At 74.6% G+C, this 21663-nt stretch carries 14 protein-coding genes and 1 tRNA gene; 9 read left to right on the plus strand and 6 right to left on the minus strand.

The annotated features are described in order from the left end of the window. The first annotated feature begins 92 nt into the window (after positions 1 to 92). Positions 93 to 1892, plus strand: coding sequence for an L-lactate permease (locus tag JOD57_RS10550; RefSeq protein WP_204691986.1), 1800 nt, complete (start codon positions 93 to 95; stop codon positions 1890 to 1892). A gap of 120 nt (positions 1893 to 2012) precedes the next feature. On the opposite strand, the gene JOD57_RS10555 is transcribed toward JOD57_RS10550, so the two are convergent. The 5 genes from JOD57_RS10555 to dnaK form a co-directional block, all read right to left on the minus strand. Beyond that, positions 2013 to 2519 carry a MarR family winged helix-turn-helix transcriptional regulator gene (locus JOD57_RS10555; RefSeq protein WP_307824603.1) on the minus strand — a complete coding sequence of 169 codons (507 nt, stop codon included), beginning with the start codon at positions 2517 to 2519 and terminating at the stop codon, positions 2013 to 2015. Next, positions 2516 to 2989 carry a heat shock protein transcriptional repressor HspR gene (locus tag JOD57_RS10560; RefSeq protein ID WP_204691987.1) on the minus strand — a complete coding sequence of 158 codons (474 nt, stop codon included), beginning with the start codon at positions 2987 to 2989 and terminating at the stop codon, positions 2516 to 2518. The genes JOD57_RS10555 and JOD57_RS10560 overlap by 4 nt, the downstream gene beginning before the upstream one ends. Continuing rightward, a complete protein-coding gene (gene dnaJ / locus JOD57_RS10565) occupies positions 2986 to 4203 on the minus strand; it encodes a molecular chaperone DnaJ (protein ID WP_204691988.1) in 1218 nt (405 codons plus the stop codon). Before dnaJ ends, JOD57_RS10560 begins: the two co-directional genes overlap by 4 nt. Positions 4204 to 4246: 43 nt before the next feature. Beyond that, positions 4247 to 4819 (minus strand): nucleotide exchange factor GrpE, encoded by a 573-nt coding sequence (grpE, locus tag JOD57_RS10570; RefSeq protein ID WP_239568370.1) that lies wholly within the window; start codon positions 4817 to 4819, stop codon positions 4247 to 4249. A gap of 146 nt (positions 4820 to 4965) precedes the next feature. Next, positions 4966 to 6843: a molecular chaperone DnaK gene (dnaK, locus tag JOD57_RS10575; protein WP_204691990.1), complete on the minus strand. Its 1878-nt coding sequence runs from the start codon at positions 6841 to 6843 to the stop codon at positions 4966 to 4968. Positions 6844 to 7350: 507 nt separating this feature from the next. Here dnaK and JOD57_RS10580 point away from each other — a divergent pair. Together JOD57_RS10580 and JOD57_RS10585 are read left to right on the plus strand one after the other, a co-directional pair. Continuing rightward, positions 7351 to 9636 carry a (Fe-S)-binding protein gene (locus JOD57_RS10580; RefSeq protein ID WP_204691991.1) on the plus strand — a complete coding sequence of 762 codons (2286 nt, stop codon included), beginning with the start codon at positions 7351 to 7353 and terminating at the stop codon, positions 9634 to 9636. 183 nt (positions 9637 to 9819) lie between these two features. Then, the gene (locus JOD57_RS10585; protein ID WP_204691992.1) at positions 9820 to 11097 is read left to right on the plus strand and encodes an MFS transporter; all 1278 of its coding nucleotides are present in this window, start codon (positions 9820 to 9822) and stop codon (positions 11095 to 11097) included. On the opposite strand, the gene dcd is transcribed toward JOD57_RS10585, so the two are convergent. After that, positions 11063 to 12703 (minus strand): dCTP deaminase, encoded by a 1641-nt coding sequence (gene dcd / locus JOD57_RS27420; protein WP_239568373.1) that lies wholly within the window; start codon positions 12701 to 12703, stop codon positions 11063 to 11065. The genes JOD57_RS10585 and dcd overlap by 35 nt on opposite strands. A 149-nt stretch (positions 12704 to 12852) precedes the next feature. Between dcd and JOD57_RS10600 the strand changes: the two genes are divergently transcribed. The 6 genes from JOD57_RS10600 to JOD57_RS10625 all read left to right on the plus strand — a co-directional run bounded on the left by JOD57_RS10600 (position 12853) and on the right by JOD57_RS10625 (position 21662). Continuing rightward, a complete protein-coding gene (locus JOD57_RS10600; protein ID WP_204691993.1) occupies positions 12853 to 15630 on the plus strand; it encodes a S8 family serine peptidase in 2778 nt (925 codons plus the stop codon). A gap of 137 nt (positions 15631 to 15767) precedes the next feature. Then, the gene (locus tag JOD57_RS10605; RefSeq protein WP_204691994.1) at positions 15768 to 16346 is read left to right on the plus strand and encodes a PAS domain-containing protein; all 579 of its coding nucleotides are present in this window, start codon (positions 15768 to 15770) and stop codon (positions 16344 to 16346) included. A 1-nt stretch (position 16347) separates the two neighbouring features. Continuing rightward, positions 16348 to 17298, plus strand: coding sequence for a methyl-accepting chemotaxis protein (locus JOD57_RS26825; RefSeq protein ID WP_204691995.1), 951 nt, complete (start codon positions 16348 to 16350; stop codon positions 17296 to 17298). A gap of 112 nt (positions 17299 to 17410) precedes the next feature. Further along, entirely contained in the window at positions 17411 to 20116 is a 2706-nt protein-coding gene (locus tag JOD57_RS10615; RefSeq protein ID WP_307824604.1) for an ATP-binding protein, read from the plus strand. A gap of 148 nt (positions 20117 to 20264) precedes the next feature. Further along, positions 20265 to 20338: transfer RNA gene (locus JOD57_RS10620), tRNA-Gly, on the plus strand. Between the two features lie 358 nt (positions 20339 to 20696). Then, the gene (locus tag JOD57_RS10625) at positions 20697 to 21662 is read left to right on the plus strand and encodes a hypothetical protein (protein WP_204691996.1); all 966 of its coding nucleotides are present in this window, start codon (positions 20697 to 20699) and stop codon (positions 21660 to 21662) included. Position 21663 lies beyond the last annotated feature (1 nt).

A 21663-nucleotide genomic window follows, 5' to 3' on the forward strand; every position in this document is an offset into this window, starting at 1 on the left:
TACCGCACCACCCGCCCGACCCCGTACCGCCCGCACCGCCGTACGTCCCCCACGCCCGTCCCGTGCCCTCTCCGCCGAGGGAAGGAGCCCCGTTGTTCGAGCAGGTCGTCGACCCCGTAGGTGGGTCACTCGCACTGAGCGCCCTGGTGGCAGCGATCCCGCTGCTCACCCTGTTCGTGCTCCTCGGCGCGCTGAAGGTCAAGGCCTGGCTGGCGGGGCTCATCTCGCTGGCCGTCGCGGTCGTCCTGGCCATCGTGGCGTTCCGGATGCCGGTGGGGCAGTCGCTCCTGTCGGCGTCCGAGGGCGCGGCGTTCGGCTTCTTCCCGATCCTCTGGATCGTCATCAACGCGATCTGGGTCTACAACCTCACCGTCGCCACCGGGCACTTCGACGTGCTGCGGCGCTCGTTCGAGAAGGTCAGCCCCGACCAGCGGATCCAGGCGATCATCATCGCCTTCTGCTTCGGCGCCCTCCTCGAGGCGCTGGCCGGCTTCGGGACGCCGGTCGCCATCAGCGTGGTCATGCTCATGGCGCTGGGCTTCCAGCCGATGAAGGCCGCCGCGGTGGCGCTGATCGCCAACACCGCGCCGGTCGCGTTCGGCGCGCTGGCCACGCCGATCGTGACGCTGGCCACGGTGACCTCCGGCGTCAGCGACGACGCGCGGCTCACCGTCGACACGCTCGGTGCGATGGCCGGGCGGCAGACGCCGATCCTGGCCGCGTTCGTGCCGCTGGTGCTGGTGCTCGTCGTCGACGGCAAGCGCGGGCTGAAGGACACCTGGCTGGAGGCCCTGGTCGCCGGCGTCTCGTTCGGCGTCGCGCAGTTCGTCGCCGCCAACTACATCTCGGTGCCGCTGACCGACATCATCGCCGCGCTCGTGGCCGCGGCCGCTGTCGTCGCCGTGGTGCGCATGCGCAAGGCCACCTACGAGCCGGTCACCGCGGCCTCCCTGGCCGGCGCCGGTGGCGGCACCGCAGGTGGGGCCGGCAGCGTGGCCGCCGGGTCCGGCGGTCGTGACCGGGCCGGGGTCGGTGCCACCGCCGGCGAGGAGCTCGGCGACGCCCCGGGACGCCAGGCGGCGCGGGACCCGCACGCCCCCGCCACCGGTGCCGGGGGCGCTCCGGTGGTGCCCGACACCACCGCGGAGGTCGTCAAGGCCTACGCCCCGTACGGGATCATCATCGTGATCTTCGCCCTGGCCAACCTCGGCCCGGTGAAGTCGGCACTGGCCGAGGCACCGTGGACGACGACCTTCGCCTGGCCGGGGCTGAACGTGTTCGCCGCGGGCTCCGACACCGAGCTGGCCTCGACGACGTTCACCTTCAACTGGCTGCCCGCCGCGGGCACCCTGATGATCTTCGCGGGCCTGCTCACGATGCTCGTCCTGCGGATCTCCCCCGGGCGGGCGCTGAAGGCCTACGTCGACACCTACCGCGAGCTGAAGTGGGCCATCCTCACCGTGATGGCGGTGCTCGCGCTGGCCTACGTGCTCAACCAGTCGGGCATGACGAGCCACCTCGGCCGGCTGCTGGCCGAGACCGGGGGCTTCTTCGCCTTCCTCTCGCCCATCCTGGGCTGGATCGGTGTCGCGGTGACCGGCTCGGACACCTCCGCCAACGCGCTGTTCGGCGCGCTGCAGGTGCAGGCGGCGGTCAACGCCGGCCTCGACCCGGTGCTGCTCGCCGCGGCGAACTCCTCCGGCGGCGTCATGGGCAAGATGGTCAGCCCGCAGAACCTGGCCATCGCCGCCGCGGCGGTCGGGATGGCCGGCCGGGAGGGTGAGCTGTTCCGGAAGGTCTTCGGCTGGAGCATGCTGCTCCTGCTGCTGATGTGCCTGATCGTGGTGCTGCAGGCCTCCCCGGTGCTCAGCTGGATGGTCCCCGGGGGATGACCCGCTGACCGCACGCACGACGGCGCCCCCGCACCGCTCCGGTGCGGGGGCGCCGGCACGTGTGTGCGGCCCCCTGGAGGGTCCCGCCGGGGGCTGGCGAGTGGTGGGGGCAGGGGTCCGTCAGCGGCCGGTGGTCTCGGCCTCGCGGGCCTCGCCCAGCCGGTTGAGGCGCGCCAGCAGCTCGCCGAGCGTGGCGACGTCGTCGGCCGGCCAGCCCGAGAGGTCGGCCTCCCAGCGGGCGCGGCGCGCCTCGCGGATGCGGGCCAGCCGCGCGGCGCCCTCCGCCGACGTGGTGAGCACCTGCGCCCGCCCGTCGGCGGGGTCGGGCGCCCGCGTCACCATGCCGAGGTCGACCAGCGAGGCCACCTGGCGGCTGACCGTGCTCTTGTCCAGCCCGAGGCGGGTGACCAGGTCGCTGGCGCGCAGCGGGCCGGCGTCCTGCAGCAGGGCCAGCAGCCCGTAGGCGGCGCCGTCGAGGTCGGGGTGCAGCTCGCGGGCCAGCCGGGCCGAGATCGCCCGGGAGCGGCGCAGCAGCAGGCCGATCTCGCGCTCCAGCCGCACGAAGGACTCGTGCGGGTCGGCGGGACCGGGCGGCGCGGGCTGCTGCGGGTCGGTCACGGCGCTCACCGGTCGTCCCGGGGGCGCCACACGACCAGCGCGGAGCTGGCCTGGCGCATCGGCACGAGGTCGGCCCGGCGCAGCGGGGAGCCGAAGCCGCTGCGCAGCGCCGACTCGGCCGCCATCCGGCGGTGCTCGGAGTCCTCGAGCTCGCCGAGGAGCTCGTGCACGCGCTGCTGCAGGGCCTCGACCCGCGACTCCAGGTCGATGATCCGCTTGATGCCGGCCAGGTTGACGCCGTCCTCCTGGGAGAGTCGCTGCACCTCCCGGAGCAGCGCGACGTCGCGCGGGCTGTAGCGCCGCCCGCCGCCGGGGGTGCGCCCGGGGGTCACCAGGCCCAGCCGGTCGTACTGACGCAGCGTCTGGGCGTGCATGCCGGCCAGCTCCGCGGCCACCGAGATGACGAAGACCGGGGCGTCGTCGGCGACGGCGCGGGTGGCGTCCCGGCGCTCCCGGCCGTCGGTGCCCGGCACGCTCACCGCGTACTGCCCTTCTCCACGGCCGCGGTGATCTGCGGCCGCGGGTCGCCGAGCTCGGCGTCGAGTGTCTTCACCGCCCGCTCCGCCTCGGCGGAGAGCCGCTGCGGCACGGCGACCTCGACGGTGACCAGCAGGTCGCCGGAGCGGCCGCGGCCCGGGACCCCCCGGCCGCGGACCCGGAACGTGCGCCCGCTGGAGGTGCCGGCGGGCACCTTGAGCGTCACGTTCGTGTCGAGCGTGGGGACGGTCAGGGTCGTCCCCAGGACGGCCTCGGGGAAGGTGATCGGCACGGTCAGCGTGAGGTCGTCGCCGCGGCGGCCGAACAGGTCGTGGTCGCTGACGTGCACGACGACGAACAGGTCACCGGCCGGGCCGCCCCGCCGTCCCGGCGCACCCTTGCCGGCCAGCCGGATGCGCTGGCCGTCCTTGACGCCGGCCGGGATCCGCACGGTGATCGTGCGCATCTGGGTGGTGACGCCGTTGCCGGCGCAGGTGGGGCACGGGTCGTCGACCACCTGGCCGCTGCCGCGGCAGTTGCGGCACGGCTCGGAGAAGGCGAACGCGCCCTGGCTGCGGCTGGTGACACCGGCGCCGCCGCACACCTCGCAGGTGTGCGGCGCGGTGCCGGGACGGGCGCCGCTGCCGGCGCAGGTCGGGCAGGTGCCCGGGCTCTGCATGCGCAGCGGAACCGTCACGCCGAGGACGGCCTCCTCGAAGGAGAGCGTCGCCTCGGTCTCGACGTCCTGGCCGCGGGCCGGGCCGGACGCGGCCTGCTGCCGCGCCCGGGCCGAGCCGGGCGCGGCGCTGCCCGCCCCGCCGCCGAAGAGGTTGCCGAACAGGTCGCCCAGACCGCCGGCGCCGGCCCGGCCGGCACCGCCCGCGGCGCCGAAGAGGTCGCCGAGGTCGAAGGGCTGCCCCCCGCCGCCGGCGCCCGGGAAGCCACCGGGGAAGCCGGCCCGCGCGCCGGCGCCGCCGCTGCCGAACAGCCGCCGGGCCTCGTCGTACTCCCCGCGCCGCTTGGGGTCGGAGAGCACGTCGTAGGCCTCGGAGACCTCCTTGAAGCGGGCCTCGGCGTCGGCGTTGCCCGGGTTCTTGTCCGGGTGCAGGTCGCGGGCCAGCTGCCGGTAGGCCCGCTTGATGGCCGCGGCGTCGGCGTCCTGGGAGACGCCCAGTGCGGCGTAGTAGTCCTTCTCGATGAAGTCCCGAGTGCTCATCGGGCGCCTCCTCTCTCTGCGTCCGTGTGCCTGGCGCGACCGGTCAGCCGGCGGCCGGGGTCTCCCCCGGCGCACCGCTGCCGGTCGCGTCCTGGACGGGGGCCGCGCCGTCGGCCGCCGGGCCGGCGGCAGGCTCGCTGACGGCGACCATCGCCGTCCGCAGCACGCGGTCGCCGCGGCGGAAACCCTGCCGCAGGACCGTCGTCGCGGTCGGCAGGCTCACCTCCTCGGACGTGTCGTGCAGGACGGCCTCGTGCAGCGCGGGGTCGAACGGGTCCCCGGCGACGCCGAAGGCCTCGACGCCGAGGCCGTCGAGCAGGCCGAGGACGCGGTCGGCCACGACCTTGAAGGCGCCGGTGAGGTCGCCGTGGTCCCGGGCCCGCTCGATGTCGTCGACGATCGGGAACAGCTGGGCGGCGAACCGCTCGGCGGCCTGGTCGACGACGAGGGTGCGGTCACGGTCGACCCGCCGCCGGTAGTTCGCGTACTCGGCGGTGACCCGCTGCAGGTCCTCGGTGCGCTCGGCCAGCTGGCGCGACACGTCGTCGTCACCCGCTGCGACCGGCGGGGCCGGCGGGAGGACCTCCGGGCCGGCGACGGTCTCGTTCTCGCTCATCTGCTCCCCTGGCGATGGGTCGGCTGTGGACGGGGCCGGCGGGGCGCCGGCCGGCTGCTCGCCGGCCGGCGCCCGCACCGCGCCGCTGACGGGGTCGATCCGCCGCCTGTCACGGATCACGACCCGCGGCTGCTCGTCCCCCTGGCTCATCGGCGGTCGCTGTCCTCGTCGACGATCTCGGCGTCGACGACGTCCTCGTCACCGGACGGGGCCGAGGTCGCACCGCCGGGCGCGCCGGCCGCGCCGGTCGGGCCGCCGTCGCCGGTCGGGGCGCCGGCCTCGGCCTGCTGGGCGTAGAGCGCCCCGCCGACCTCCTGCGAGACGCGGGCGACCTTCTCCTGCGCCGACTTGATCGCGGCGATGTCGGAGCCACCGAGGGCCGAGCGCAGCTCGGTCAGGGCCTCCCCGAGCTCCTCCTTCTTGTCGGCCGGGATCTTGTCGCCGTTCTCCGCCAGGAACTTCTCGGTCTGGTACTGCAGCGACTCGGCCAGGTTGCGGGTCTCGGCCTCCTCGCGGCGGCGCTTGTCCTCCTCGGCGTGCGCCTCGGCGTCCTTCATCATCCGCTCGATGTCGTCCTTCGGGAGGGCCGAGCCGCCGGTGATCGTCATCGACTGCTCCTTGCCCGTGCCGAGGTCCTTGGCGGTGACGTGCACGATGCCGTTGGCGTCGATGTCGAAGGCGACCTCGATCTGCGGGACACCGCGCGGCGCCGGGGGCAGGCCGGTCAGCTCGAACATGCCGAGCTTCTTGTTGTAGGCGGCCATCTCGCGCTCGCCCTGGAAGACCTGGATCTGCACGGACGGCTGGTTGTCGTCGGCCGTCGTGAAGATCTCCGAGCGCTTGGTCGGGATCGTGGTGTTGCGCTCGATGAGCTTGGTCATGATCCCGCCCTTGGTCTCGATGCCCAGGGAGAGCGGGGTGACGTCGAGCAGCAGGACGTCCTTGACCTCACCGCGGAGGACGCCGGCCTGCAGGGCGGCACCGATGGCGACGACCTCGTCGGGGTTGACGCCCTTGTTGGGCTCCTTGCCGCCGGTCAGCTCGCGGACCAGGTCGGTGACGGCCGGCATGCGGGTGGAGCCACCGACGAGGACGACGTGGTCGATCTGGCCGACGGAGATGCCGGCGTCCCGGACGACCTGGTTGAACGGTGCGCGGGTGCGCTCGAGCAGGTCCTGGGTCATCCGCTGGAACTCGGCGCGGGTGATGGTGACGTCGAGGTGCAGCGGGCCCTCGGCACCGGCGGTGATGTAGGGCAGGTTGACGTTGGTCGACTGCGCGCCCGACAGCTCGATCTTGGCCTTCTCGGCGGCCTCGCGGAGCCGCTGCATGGCCAGCTTGTCCTTGGACAGGTCGATGCCGTGGGAGACGTTGAACGTCCGGACCAGGTGGTCGACGACCTTCTGGTCCCAGTCGTCGCCGCCGAGGTGGTTGTCACCGGCGGTGGCCTTCACCTCGATGACACCCTCGCCGATCTCCAGCAGGGAGACGTCGAAGGTGCCGCCACCGAGGTCGAAGACGAGGATCGTCTGCTCGGTCTCGCCCTTGTCGAGCCCGTAGGCCAGCGCGGCGGCGGTGGGCTCGTTGACGATCCGCAGGACGTTGAGGCCCGCGATCTCACCGGCCTCCTTGGTGGCCTGGCGCTGCGCGTCCTCGAAGTAGGCCGGGACGGTGATGACGGCGTCGGTCACCGGCTCGCCCAGGTAGGTCTCGGCGTCCCGCTTGAGCTTCTGCAGGATGCGGGCGCTGATCTCCTGCGGGGTGTAGCGCTTGCCGTCGATCTCGCCGGTCCGCCAGTCGGTGCCCATGTGGCGCTTGACCGAGCGGATGGTGCGGTCGACGTTGGTGACGGCCTGGTTCTTGGCCGACTGGCCGACCAGGACCTCGCCGTTCTTGGCGAAGGCGACGACCGAGGGCGTGGTGCGCGAGCCCTCGGAGTTGGCGATGACCGTCGGCTCGCCGCCCTCGAGGACGGTGACGACGGAGTTGGTGGTGCCGAGGTCGATACCGACCGCTCGAGCCATGGAGCTGGCCTCTCTTCCGTGTGCGTGCGGGTGTGCTGTGCTGGTCCTCAGGTCGTCGGCGGACGCCGCCGCGGGACTCCTCGGCCTTGCGTCGGGTCCGCTCAACTTTCCTGCCCACCCTAACGGCACACCCGGCGGTGGTGTTCCCCGGCCCGCCGGCCCCCTCCTCCGTGACGTCGCCCACACGGGGACCGCGCCTCCCGACCGCGCCCCCCGGCCGGACGCGGCCTCCCGGGCCGGTCGGCGCACTGGGCGGAGGCCCCGGTCGGGCCCGTGCGGGCTGGACGCCGAGCACCGTCGGGCGGCTCCAGCTCGGGGCGCGGCGCCCAGGGTTACCAGCGAGTAACCTGTGCCGCGGCCAGCTATCGTGCGGGCTGCGTGGGCACAGCCGCCCGCGCGCGATCCGCCGCCGGTCCGCGGGCCGGTGGGGACGGCGGCGAGACCCCTCTCGCGCCGTCCGGGCGGACGGGAGACAACCGACGCCGCGAGGCGTGGGGAGAGGGAATCATGACGGGCCCCCTGCAGATCGTGCTGGGCACGATCAGCGCGCTGTTCCTCATCGTGGCGGTCGTCCTCGCCTACCGCGCCGTCCGGGCGATGGTGCGGATCATCCGCACCGGCCAACCCGACGGCACCCGCAACGGGCCGGTCGGCCCGCGCCTGAAGACGCTGGCCGTCGAGTCGCTCGGCCACACCCGGATGCTCAAGTGGTCGGCCATCGGCGCCGCCCACTGGTTCGTCTTCGTCGGCTTCTACGGGTTGTTCCTCACCCTGGTCGAGGCCTTCGGCGAGGTCTGGGACCCGGCCTTCCACCTGCCGCTGATCGGCGAGTGGGGGCTGTGGAACCTCTTCGCCGACGTCATCGGCGCCGGCACCGTCCTCGGCATCCTGTACCTGATCTACCGGCGCCAGAAGGACCACCCGCGCCGCCAGGGCCGCACCAGCCGCTTCGCCGGCTCGAACGAGGGCCGCGGCTACTTCGTCGAGGCCGTCGTCCTGACCGTCGGCCTCTGCATCCTGCTGATCCGTGCGCTGAAGGTCTCCTCGGGCCTCACCGAGGCCCCCGCGTGGTCGCACCCGGTCTCCGGCCTGCTCGCCACCGTGCTGCCGGACAGCCCGGACCTGCTCTCGGTCGTCGCCTTCGTGAAGATCGTCGTGTCGCTGGCCTGGCTGGTCGTGGTCAGCCGGATCCTCAACATGGGCGTCGCGTGGCACCGCTTCAGCGCGTTCTTCAACATCTACTGGAAGCGGAACGACGACGGCAGCGTCGCGCTCGGTCCGCTGCAGCCCATGACCTCGAACGGCAAGCCGATCGACTTCGAGGACCCGGGCGAGGACGACGTCTTCGGCCGCGGCAAGATCGAGGACTTCACCTGGAAGGGGATGCTCGACTTCACCACCTGCACCGAGTGCGGGCGGTGCCAGAGCCAGTGCCCGGCGTGGAACACCGGCAAGCCCCTGTCGCCGAAGATGGTGATCATGGACCTGCGGGACCACCTGTACGCCAAGGCCCCGTACCTGCTCGGTGAGAAGACGGCGTCGGAGATGGCACCGGACTACGACGTCCTCAAGCCCAGCGACGAGCAGGTCTGGGCGTCGGGCCACGCCCGCATCGAGGGCACCAACGACGCCCAGGCCCACCGCCCGCTGGTCGGCACCCTCGAGGAGGGCGGGGTCATCGACCCCGACGTCCTGTGGAGCTGCACCAACTGCGGCGCCTGCGTCGAGCAGTGCCCGGTCGACATCGAGCACGTCGACCACATCGAGGACATGCGCCGCTACCAGGTCCTCATCGAGTCGAACTTCCCGTCCGAGGCCGGCGTCATGCTGCGCAACCTCGAGAACCGCGGCAACCCCTGGGGGGTCAGCCCCAGCACCCGCGAGGACTGGATCAAGGAGGTCGACTTCGAGGTCCGCACGGCCGACGGCCCGCTGCCCTACGAGGTCGAGTACCTGTTCTGGGTCGGCTGCGCCGGCGCCATCGACGACCGCGCCAAGAAGGTCACCAAGGCCGTCGCCGAGCTGCTGCACACCGCCGGTGTCGAGTTCGCCGTCCTGGGCTCGGGGGAGACCTGCTCGGGCGACCCGGCCCGCCGCATGGGCAACGAGTTCGTCTTCCAGATGATGGCGCAGGAGAACGTCGAGACCCTCAACGGCGTCTTCGAGGGCCGCGTGCCGGGCACCCGCAAGATCGTCACCACCTGCCCGCACTGCTTCAACTCGCTGGGCAAGGAGTACCCGCAGGTCGGCGGCGAGTACGAGGTCGTGCACCACACGCAGCTGCTCAGCCAGCTGGTGGCGGAGGGCCGGCTCACCCCGGTCACCCCGGTCGACCGCAAGGTCACCTACCACGACCCGTGCTTCCTCGGCCGGCACAACAAGGTCTACACGCCGCCGCGGGAGATCCTCGACTCCGTGAAGGGCCTGTCCACCCAGGAGATGCACCGCTGCAAGGACCGCGGCTTCTGCTGCGGCGCCGGCGGCGCGCGCATGTGGATGGAGGAGAAGATCGGCAAGCGGATCAACGTGGAGCGCACCGAGGAGGCCCTCGGCCTCGACCCGGACGTCATCTCCACCGCGTGCCCGTTCTGCATCACGATGCTCTCCGACGCCCTGACGTCGAAGAAGCAGAACGGCGAGGCCGCCGAGCACGTGGAGGTCCTCGACGTCAGCCAGATCCTGCTCCGCTCGATGGCCCCGGTCGGCACCCCGGGTACCGAGCACGGCGCCGAGGTCGGCACCGCCGACGACGACATCGCCGGCACCGGCTCGGCCGCGACGGGACACGTGTAAGGACCCCCTCGCCCCCCACCGGTCGCACGCTCGCGGCGGGCCCCTGCGAGGGGGCCGGTCCGCACCACCCCGACGGACGCCGTCGGCGAGGCAGCCCCTCGCCGGCGGCGTCCGTCGTCTCCCGGGTGGTTGCCGAGTGCACCCGGTTGCGGGCCGGCGGGACGCGGGGCGCACCATCGGGTTGTGACCCGCACGGCCGACGTCCCCAGCACCGCACCGGCCGCCGGCGACCGGCGGCGCGGCCTGCTGCTGGTGGCGGTCGCCATCGTGCTCACCGCCACCAACCTGCGGACGGCGGTCAGCTCGGTGGGCCCGGTGCTCCAGGAGCTCGAGGCCGGCCTCGGCGTCTCCAGCGCCGCGGCCGGCGTGGTGACGACGATGCCGGTCGTCTGCTTCGCCGCCATCGGGTTCGCCGGCCCGCCGCTGGCCGCCCGCTTCCGCGACGCGCACGTGCTGGCCGGCGCGCTGCTCACCATGGCCGCCGGGCTGGTGCTGCGGGCGGTGGTCGACTCCTTCGCCGTCTTCCTCGCCGGCACGGCGCTGGCCATGGTCGGCGGGGCCCTGGGCAACGTGCTGCTGCCCGGCCTGGTCAAGCGCTGGTTCCCGGAGCGGACGGGGCTGCTCGTGGGCGCCTACAGCGCCGCGATGGCCATCGGTGGCGCCGTCGCCGCGACGGCCACCGCACCGATCGCGGCGGCCGTGGGCCCGGGCGGCTGGCGCTGGGGGCTCGGGATCTGGGCGGCGCTGGCCCTGGCGGCGGCGCTGCCCTGGTTCCTGACGCCGCGGCAGCCGGGCGCCTCCCGCGGCGAGCACCGCGCGGTCCCGATGGCGCCGCTGCGCCGCAGCCCGACCGCGCTCGTCCTCGCCGCGTTCTTCGGCCTGCAGGCCACCCAGGCCTACGTCGTCATGGGCTGGTCGGCGCAGTACCTGCGCGACGCCGGCCTGAGCGCGGCGACGGCGGGGCTGCTGCTGGGCATCAACTCGATCGTCGTCATCCCGGTCAACGCCGTCGCCCCGGCGCTCACCGTGCGGCAGCGGCTGCAGCGCCCGCTGCTGCTGGGGTTCATGGCCTGCTACGTCGTCGGCTGGAGCGGGCTGTGGATGGCCCCGCGGACGGTGCCGTGGCTGTGGATGTCGGTGCTCGCCGTCGGCATGGGGACCTTCAGCATGGTGCTCACACTGATCGGCCTGCGCGCCCGGACGCCGGAGACGACGGCGGCGCTGTCGACGGTCACCCAGGGCTGGGGCTACGTGCTGGCCGCCACCGGCCCACTGCTGGTGGGCGTGCTGCGCGACGTCACCGGCGGCTACACCGGGATGTTCGTGCTGGTCGCGGTGACCACCGTGGGGCTGACCGTCACCGGGTGGCTGGCCACCCGGGAGCGCTACGTGGACGACGAGCTGCCCGGCTGGTCGCCGGCGGCGGTCACCCCTGGGGGCGCCGCGTCTCCGCGCGGGTGAAGTTGCGGAACGACCGCGACGGCGTCGGGCCGCGCTGGTCCTGGTAGCGGGAGCCGTACAGCGCCGAGCCGTACGGGTGCTCGGCGGCCGAGGTGAGCCGGAACAGGCACAGCTGGCCGATCTTCATCCCCGGCCACAGCGTGATCGGCAGGTTGGCCACGTTGGACAGCTCCAGCGTGATGTGCCCGGAGAAGCCGGGGTCGACGAAGCCCGCCGTCGAGTGGGTGAGCAGTCCGAGCCGCCCCAACGAGGAGTTGTGCGTGGGGACGTAGGAGTCCCCCACGAGGAACATGCCACTCGGCGCCGAGACCTGGATGCAGCGGACCGGGACGGTGGGGACGGGACGGACGGCGCGCACACTGCGGTGCTGGTGGCCGCGGCCGTCGGTCTTCAGCCGGGCCAGCTTGCGGGCGAGCCGGAACACCGGGATCCGCGGCGTGAACTCCACCTGGAAGGCGGGGCCGCAGTCGATGCCGTTCAGCATCGCCCGCTTCTTGCGGCGGGTCGGCCGCAGACCGAGGCTGGCCGCGAGCTCGTGTACGGCCCAGGAGACGTCCTCGCGCACGTTGACGAACTCGCAGCGGCCCTGGTCGTCGACGTACCCGTCCGAGTCCATCAGGCCCTGCAGCAGCGCGAGCCGCTGGTGGACGTCCGCGGTCAGGTAGGCGGCCGGCACCCTCTTGTCACCCAGCAGGCCGAGGGCGCGGAGGTGGCTGCTCAGCGAGCCGTTGCTGCCGAACCGGCCGCCCTGGCCGCGCCGGTGCGCGTGGCCGTCACCCCGGACGGTCCCGCCGAGTCGGTACGCCGACGGCGCGGTCGCCGGCCACACCCGGTAGCCGCCGGCCTCGAAGTGGGCGAGCACCTCCTCGTCACCACGGCCGACGGTGATCTCCCCCTTGGAGCTCGTGCCGTCACCGAGCCAGTAGCCGAGGACGTAGGGGTCGACGGGCAGGTCGGCCGTCGGGTACTGGGCCGGCCCCGCCAGTGCGATCCGGTGGTTGCGCTCGTCGCCGCACAGGAGGGTGCGGGCCACCTCGTCGGTGGTGCGTGCCGCGGCTCGCCGCGGCCGACCGGGGCGCCGCTCGTTCTTCGTCGTGGTCACCCACAGGTGCGCGGCATCGGCGGTGAAGACGGAACCGTCGCTGAGCTCGACCTCACGGCACGGGCGCCCGAGCATCACCTCGGTCGCGGCGACGACGCGGCAGGGGAGGCCGTTCCCGTCGAAGACCTCGTCCCCCACGGCCAGCTCGCCCATCGTGGTCCAGCCGGTGGGCGTCGGCACCGACGTCTCGATCGCCAGCGCCTTCCCCTCCAACCGCGCGGCGAGGTCGTCGGGGATCCGGACCACCTCGAGCGTGGAGCCGAGCACGAACTCGCCGGGGTGCAGCACGAACGGCTCGTCGCCCTGGGTCTCGACCGCGGTGGTGAGGTCGTCCTGCTGCTGGGCGGGGTCGATGTGGGTGTACCGGGCGTTGTTGAACACGCGGAAGTAGCGGTCGAGGCGGACGTCGATGCTCGAGGGCTGCACCAGCCCCGCGTCGTGCGGCTCGATGCCGAGACGCCCCTCGGCGATCGCGGCGCGGATGTCGCGGTCGGACAGCAGCATGGCGCGGAGTCTAGGGAGCGCGCTCTCCCCCTCCCGGGTCACTCCTCCCGCCGGACCCCTCCGGCCCGGCCACCCACGTGCCGTTCCCCTCCTGCTGGCCCGTCGGAGGCCGGCGGTGCCCGGGCAGCCCGGGCCGGGAGGAGGGGCACGTGTCCACCCTGAGAAGGCGCACCCAGGCCGGGGTGCTGGTGACGGCCGTGGTGGCCGGGTACGCCGGCGCCGCGGCCTACACCGCACTGGCCTCCCCCGCGGTGCCCGTGGCGGAGGGCTTCGGCCCCGGGGACGGCCTGACGCGCTACGTCGTCACGGCGACGTCCGGCGACGCCGCGGGCCTGCTGCCCCCGCTGGGCGCCCTGGACGGCGTCGCCAGCGCCCAGCGGCTCAGCGACGGCCGCGCGCTGGTCGCCACCGACCGGCTCGGCCGGGGCGACCTGGCCGCGGTCGACGGCGTCGCGGCGGTCGAGGTCTCCCCCACCGCGGAGGTCTTCGGCTCCGTCAACGACCCCTGGGTCCCCGCGTACGGCTGGAACCTGGTCAACACCGGCAGCAACGCCCCCGGCCAGACCGCGGTGGCCGACGCCGACACCGACGCCCCCGACGGCTGGGACGCCGGCACCGGCTCCGGCGTCGTGGTGGCGGTGGTCGACACCGGTTACGACAGCGACCACGAGGACCTCGCCGGCGCCCTGTGGACCAACCCGGCCGAGCCCTGCGGCACGGTCGACACCGACGGCAACGGCAAGGCCGGCGACTGCCACGGCTGGAACTTCACGACCAACTCGCCGGCGGTCGACAACGGCGCCGGCGGCACCCACGGCGCCAGCGTGGCGGGGGCGGTCGGCGCCCGCGCGGACAACGGGCGGGGCACCGCCGGCGTCGCGCCGGGCGTGACGATCATGCCGCTGGTCGCCGGCAGCGGGGGCGGCGTCGACGTCGTCCTCGGCGCCGAGGCCATCCGCTACGCCGCCGACCACGGGGCGGACGTCGTCAACGCCTCCTGGGGCGGCCCCATGTCGGGCGGGGCGCTGGAGACGCTGCGCTCCGCGGTGGCCTACGCGGGCTCCAAGGGCGTCCTCGTGGTCGCCGCGGCGGGCAACGACGCCACCGACCGCGACCGCAGCCCGGTGTACCCGGCCAGCCTGACGGAGGGCAACGTCGTCACCGTGGGCGCGAGCACCGCCGGCGACATGGTGAGCTCCTTCTCCGCGTACGGCGCCACCTCGGTCGACCTGTTCGCGCCCGGCAGCCGGGTCTTCACGACCTGGAACGACGGCGGGTACCGGCTCGTCGACGGCACGTCCATCGCGGCACCACAGGTCGCCGGTGCGGCGGCCCTCTACCGGGCCGCGCTCCCCCAGGCGACCGTCGAGCAGGTGCGCCTGGCGCTGCTCGGGGACGCCGACCCGGTGGCCGCCTTCCGCGGCCGATCGGTCACAGGCGGCCGTCTGTCGGTCGCCGGCCTGACCGAGGCGGGCCTCGGCGCGGTCGACTACTCCTTCAGCGGCACCTCCGCGCCGGCCGGCGTGGTCGCCCCGCGCATCGCGGTGAGCGGCACGACCGCGCCGGGCACCTTCGGTGTGACCCTCGGGCTCGGGATGCAGTACCAGGGCAGCGTCTGGGCCGTCGCCGGCCACGAGATCGGCCTCGACGGCGCCACGGTCGTCACCGACGACGAGGGCCAGGCCACGTTCACCCTCGGCGCGCGCACGACGCTGGACGGGCTGTCGCTCGCGCCGACGACGACCCTCGGCGACGGCCGCTACGTGCTGACCGTCCAGCTCACCCGCGACGGCGCGCCCGTCGGTCACCCGCGTGCGGCGCCGCTGCTCGTCGGTGCCGCCGCCGCGGCCGGCCCCGACGCCGACGCCGGCGACGGCAGCGGCTCGACCGGCGGCTCCACCGGCGGCTCCGGCACCGGTGACGGCTCCACCGGCGGCTCCGGCACCGGTGACGGCTCCACCGGCGGCTCGACCGGCGGCTCGACCGGCGACGGCTCGACCGGCGGTTCCACCGGCGGCTCCACCGGCGGCGGGGGCGGCTCGGCGGGTGGCGGCTCGGCGGGTGGCGGCTCGGCGGGTGGCGGCTCGGCGGGTGGCGGCTCGGCGGGTGGCGGCTCCGGGGACACCGGCAGCCCGGGTACGGACATGCCCGGCACCGGCGGCGGCACCGGTGACGGTGGATCCGGTGACGGTGGATCCGGTGACGGTGGATCGGGTGACGGCGCCGGGACGCCCGACACGGGCACCGGGTCGGGCACCGGCTCGGGCACCGGCACTCCCGGCGGCTCCGGCGGCTCCGGCGGCTCCGGCGGCGCCCCTGCCCCGAGCGGTCCGGGCACGACGCCGGTGCCGGACGAGGGCGGCCACCTGTCCTTCCCCGCCCAGGGGCAGTTCCAGATCACGTCGATCAGCCCGGTGCGGGTCGCCGTCACCGGCGGGACGCAGGTCCGGATCACCGGTCTGGCCCTGCCGCTCGGCGCGCGGGTGCTCGTGGGGACGACGGGCGCGGCCGAGGTGACCAGCAGCACGGCCACCGACCTGGTGTTCCGCACCCCGGCCCGCGTGGCCGGCCGGTACGACGTGACCGTCTTCGCCCCCGACGGGCGGCTGCAGGTGCTGGGCACCGTGCTGGAGTACGTCGCGCCGGACTCCGGAGGGAGCACGACGCCGACCACCCCTGACGGCACGGGGGCCGGTGGGACGACGCCGGGCAGCACGCCGCCGCCCGGTGCCACGCCGACGCCGGCACCGGCGCCGGCGCCCGGCACAGCGCCCGACGACAGCGGGGCGGCCCCGTCGACGCCGGCCGAGCTGACCGGACCCGGGGGACTGCGCCTGGTGCGCTCCGCCCGCCTGGCCGCCGTCCCCGCGTCGCTGTGGGCGCTGGACTGCTCGGTCTCGTGCCGGGGCGTCGTCCTGGACGCCTGAGCCCAAGCCGGACCGCGCCGGGCCGAGGACACCTCGGCCCGGCGCGACCGGATGGCGCGCGCCCTGGTCTCGGGTGGTGTCCGAGGGGTCGGCTGCCGATACCCGCGGTGAGAACCGGTCCCGAGCCAGGAGGACACGTGCTGGAGACCACCCCGCGGACGGCGGCACGACGCGGCGCACGGACGCCCGTCCGGCCCACCGGCGAGGAGCGCAGCTTCTCGGCCGAGGAGCTGATCGTCTCGAAGACCGACCCGCGCGGGGTGATCACCTACGCCAACGACGTCTTCCTGCGCGTGGGCGCCTACTCCCTCGACGAGGTCATCGGGCAGCCGCACAACCTGATCCGTCACCCGGACATGCCGCGCGCGGTCTTCAAGCTCCTGTGGGACACCCTGGCCGCCGGGCAGGAGCTGTTCGCCTACATCAACAACCTCGCCGCCGACGGCGCGAACTACTGGGTGCTCGCGCACGTGACGCCGTCCTACGGCGCCGGCGGCTCGGTCGTGGGCTACCACTCCAACCGGCGCCGGCCGTCGCGGCGGGCCCTGGACCGCGTCCGCCCGCTGTACGAGCAGCTGCTGGCCGAGGAGCGGCGTCACCCGAACGCGCGCGCCGCCGTCGCCGCGTCCTCCGCGCTGCTCGACCAGCTGGTCCGCGCGCACGCCGCGTCCTACGAGGACTTCGTGTGGACGGTCATCAGCGAGGAGGAGCACTGACGTGGGTCGCACCCAGAACCGCTCGGCAGCCGCGGAGCTCGAGGTCTACCGCGCCGTCGTCCGCCACCTCACCCAGGCCTGCGAGGCGGCCGCCCGCGGCGACCTCGAGGCCCGCGCCGTGCCCGTCGCCGGGGCCGACGCCGTCCCGGAGCTGGCCGCCCTGCAGGACGGGGTCAACCGCGCCCTCGACGTCAGCGACGCCTTCGTCCGCGAGTCGCGGGCCGCGCTGGCCTCGGCCGCCGAGGGCCGCTTCCACCGCAGGGTGCTGCTCACCGGCCTGCACGGCGCCTACCGGCACGCCGCCACGGACATCAACGCCGCCCGCGACGCCATGCGCGACACCGCCGGCCGGGTGACCGAGGCGCAGACCTCGCGGCTGCGGCTGGCCGACGACTTCGAGTCCGTCGTCCTCGCCATGAGCGAGCAGGTGGCCACGGCGGCGACGGAGATGAGCGCCTCGGCGGCCGGGCTGACGACGGCGGCCGAGGCGGCCACGTCCGAGGTCGGCAACGCCTCGGCCACCCTGGCCTCCCTCACCCGCACCTCGTCCGAGATCCGCCAGGTCATCGCGCTCATCGAGTCGGTGGCCGCACAGACCCGGCTGCTGGCGCTCAACGCGACGATCGAGGCCGCCCGCGCCGGCGAGGCGGGCAAGGGCTTCGCCGTCGTCGCCACCGAGGTCAAGGACCTCGCCGACCAGACCGCACAGGCCACCGAGCGGGTGACCGCCCAGGTCGAGGCGATCCGCGCGGCCTGCGACGACGTCACGGCCGTCATCGGCTCGGTCGGCACCACCGTCGCCGACATGAACGGCCTGGTCGACGGGATCGCGGCGGCCGTCGACGGCTCGGCGTCGCTGGGCGCGACCGCCACCGACGTCACCGGCCTGTCGCAGATGGCCGAGCAGCTGCGGTCGGAGGCCACCGGCTTCCTCGCGGAGATGCGCCGATGAAGGACCCCCGGCGCGCCGGGCGGGGTGCCGGCCCGCGCATGTACGGTGGCCGACGGTCAGGTGGCCGGTCCCGGCCACCACGGTCCTGACGCCGCGCGGGAGTCGCCGCGGCGTGCTCACTGGGAGGGTCGTCCTGGAGGTGCGCGTGGCCCCGGACGCCGCCACCCCGGGTCCGGACTCCGGCGACGTCTTCGCCGGCGGCAGCGAGAACGGCCGGCTGATGGCCGCGTTCGACTGGTCGACGACACCCGTCGGGCCCGTGCAGACCTGGCCGGCCAGCCTGCGCTACGCCGTCCGCACCGTCCTGGCCTCGCGGTTCCCCATGATCCTCACCTGGGGCCCGCAGTACACGCAGTTCTACAACGACGCCTACGCGACGCTGATCGGCGCCAAGCACCCGGGCGCGATCGGCGACGACCTGCGGGTCACGCTCGCCGAGGGGTGGGCGGCCCTGCAGGAGCCCGTCGAGCGGGCCATGGCGGTCCGCGAGGCGTCGTGGATCCCGCAGCTGCTCCTCCTGCTGGAGCGCGCCGGCTACCGCGAGGAGACCTACTTCACCGTCTCCCACGCCCCCGCGTTCGGCGACGCCGGTGAGGTCGCCGGCATGCACGCGGTGTGCACCGAGGTCACCCGCCAGGTGGTCGCCGAGCGGCGGCAGCGGCTGCTGCACGAGGTGTCCTCCGCGGCGGGCCGGCGCGAGGACGAGCACGACCTGGCCGCGCAGGTCTGCCGGGCACTGGCCACCGACCCCCTCGACGTCCCCCTCGCCGCCGTCTACCTCACCGGGGGCGACGGCGCCCCGCTGCGGCGGGCGGCGACCGTGGGCGTCCCCGCCGACCGGCTGCCCGGGTCCGCCGGCACCGCCGACGAGCTGCGCGGCGTCGCCGTGGCCGGTCTGGGCGTCGCCGGCGGCCCGTTCGGCGACCCGGTCACCGGGGCGGTGGTGCTGCCGCTGTCGGGCGGGGCGGGCCGCGAGCCGGTGGGGGCGCTGCTGGTCGGCGTCAGCCCCAACCGGGCGCTCGACGAGGAGTACCGGACCTTCCACGGGCTGCTCGCCGGGCCGGTGGCCGGCGCCGTCGTCGACGCGCGCGCCTACGCCGCCGAGCGCGCCCGCGCCGAGGCGCTGGCCGAGCTGGACCGGGCCAAGACCACGTTCTTCTCCAACGTCAGCCACGAGCTGCGGACGCCGCTGACGCTGCTGCTCGGCCCGATCACCGACGCGCTGGCCGAGTCCGGCGGCGAGCTGCCCCCGGCGGTCCGCGACCAGCTCACCCTCGCCCTGCGCAACGGCCAGCGGCTGCAGCGCCTGGTCAACGACCTGCTGGAGTTCGTCAGCATCGAGTCCGGGCGGACGGCGGCCGTGCGGGTGGCGACCGACCTGCCCGCCTACACCGCCGAGCTGGCCGGCGTCCTGCGCGCCGCCGCCGAGCGGGCCGGGCTGACGCTCACCGTCGACTGCCCGCCGCTGCCCCGCCCCGCCGCCGTCGACGTGCGGATGTGGGAGAAGATCGTCCTCAACCTGGTCGCCAACGCGGTCAAGTACACCTTCGTCGGCCGGATCGACGTCCGGCTCGGCGCCGAGGACGACCGGGTGGTGCTGCAGGTCTCCGACACCGGCGTGGGCATCCCCGCCGCCGAGCTCCCGGCGCTGTTCGAGCGCTTCCACCGGGTCGCCGACTCACCGGCCCGCAGCCGGGAGGGCACCGGGCTGGGCCTGGCACTGGTGCGCGAGCTGGTCGGGCTGCACGGCGGCACCGTCGAGGTCGGCAGCCAGCCCGGGGTGGGCAGCACGTTCACCGTCCGGATCCCGTTCGGGACGCCGGACGCCGCCGCACCGCCGCCCGCGTCCCCGGCCGCCGTCCGCGGTGCCGCGCTGACCCCGTGGGACGACGACCTGGGCTGGGCGCCCCGTCCGGCGGACGCGACCGAACGGCTCGGCACAGTGCTCGTCGTCGACGACAACGCCGACATGCGCGCCTACCTCACCCGGCTGCTGTCGCCGTCGTGGACGGTGCGGACGGCGGCCGACGGCCAGGAGGCGCTGCACGACGTGGCCCGGGTGCGGCCCGACGTCGTGCTGACCGACGTGATGATGCCCCGCGTCGACGGCTTCGGGCTGCTGCGGGCACTGCGCGCCGACCCCGGGACCCGCGCCGTCCCGGTGGTCATGCTGACCGCGCGGGCCGGACAGGAGGCCGCCGTCGAGGGCTTCGACGCCGGCGTCGACGACTACCTGGCCAAGCCCTTCGAGTCCGCCGAGCTGCTGGGGCGGCTGCGCTCGGTGCTGGAGCGCTCCCGCGGCCGGCGCGAGCCCGGACCGGCGGGGACGGTGGGTGCTCCCGCGGCGGCACCGGCGCCGCTGCCGCCGCGCCCCCGCGTGGCGGAGGCCGCTCCCGCTCCCGGCGCGCCGCCGGCGCCCGCCTCCTCCGCGCCGGCGACCGTGGCGTGGCGGGTCCCGTCGAGCGCCGCCTCCATCCCGCCGCTGCGCCGTCGGCTGCGCGCGCTGCTCACGGAGGCCGGCCTGGCGGAGGACCGCGCCTACGACCTCCTGCTGGCCGCCTGCGAGGCGGCCACCAACGCCGTCGAGCACGCCCAGCACCCGACCGAGCCCGTCGTCGACGTGCGGGTGACCGTCGAGGACGGCGCGGTGGAGATCGAGGTCCGCGACCACGGGCAGTGGCGGGAGCGGACGTCGAGCATGGACCGAGGTCGCGGCTCGGTGCTGATGAGCGCCGTCGCGGACGTCGTCGCCACGTCCGGCCCCACCGGCACCACCGTGGTCATCCGCAGTCCCCGGCCGGGGGACGACGGCGCCTGAGGCCGGCGACGGCGCCCGCGGACCCGCGCCCGGCGACGACGTCCGGACCGGTCGCCCGACTCCCCTCGGAGGGGTACCGGGCAGGGACCGGCCGCCGTCCGGTCGACGGCGGACCTTGCTACGCTGGCGACCGGCCCCAGGGCCACCCGCGGGTGTAGTTCAATGGCAGAACATCAGCTTCCCAAGCTGACAGTGCGAGTTCGATTCTCGTCACCCGCTCCACGTGCCACCGCAGGTCCAGCGGCCCGACCTCGGTGGTCCCCGCATCGGCCGGGTGGGTCACGCACCCCGGACGGCACACCGGTTGCCTGGACGATCGTGCTCACCGTGTGGACCGCCGTCCTCGACCCGCCGCGGACGCACCCGGCCACGAGGACGCCGTCGACTCCGGCGACGAGGTGGCGAGCGGCGGAGCGGTGGTGGACCTGCCGGGAGCCCGATGAGGCCGCTCCGGGACGACACCCGACGACGTCGTCCCGGGAATGGTGTGCGCGGCGGTCACCGCCCTCTACCGTGCGCTCACACACCGTCTCCGGGAGGCCTCGTGCACGTCCGCCCTGTCCTCGCGCCTCTCTCGGCCGTGGCCGCCCTGACCCTGCTCCTGTCCGGCTGCTCCGGGTCGGACGGGGACGCCACCGGAGCCTCCGACGGTGCCGAGCAGGAGTCGCCGCTGACGGACTACCTCAACGCGGTGTACGGCGGCGACCTCTCTCCCGAGGAGCAGGAGCGCCAGTTCGCCGAGCAGCAGGAACGGACGGAGGAGCTCGTCGCCCAGTGCATGCAGGACCAGGGCTTCGAGTACACGCCCACCACGACCTCGGGCACGCTCGTCTCCGGCGGCGACGCCGAGTGGGAACCGGACGACCGGGACTGGGTGGCCCAGTACGGCTACGGCGCGATCAACTCCCCGTTCAGCGAGGAGCCGGTGCCGGAGGAGGAGTTCGTCGACCCCAACGCCGACTACGTGGCGAGCCTGTCGGAGTCGGAGCAGACGGCCTTCTACGAGGCACTGCACGGCCCGGCGCCCGACGAGGACGAGATCGCCGAGGACGGCTCGTACGAGTACGACTGGACCACAGCCGGGTGCTACGGCGCCGCCCAGCACGAGGTCGCCGATGAGGACCTCTCGCAGTCCGCGGAGTTCAAGCCCCTGTTCGAGGCCATCGACGAGCTGTACACGGACAGCGCGTCGTGGCCGGGCACGGCCGAGCTCGACGGCGAGTGGGCGGCGTGCATGGACGCCGCCGGACACGGGGGTCACGCCACCCAGATGGACGCGCAGAACTCCGTCCACGAGGAGCTGAACGAGATCTACGAGAGCGTCGCCACGTCGGAGGACGGCGTGCCGACCGGTGAGCCCGACCAGGCCGCACTCGACGCGCTGGCCGAGCGCGAGGTGGAGCTGGCCCTGGCCGACCTCGACTGCCGCGAGGAGGTCGACTACCGCGACCGATCGGCCGAGATCACCCGCGAGGTCGAGCAGCAGTTCATCGACGACCACAGGGCGGAGCTGGACGCGCTGGTCGCCGCGGCCGAGCGGGACTGAC

The organism is Geodermatophilus bullaregiensis (genome assembly GCF_016907675.1).
GTDB classification, from domain to species: Bacteria; Actinomycetota; Actinomycetes; order Mycobacteriales; family Geodermatophilaceae; genus Geodermatophilus; species Geodermatophilus bullaregiensis.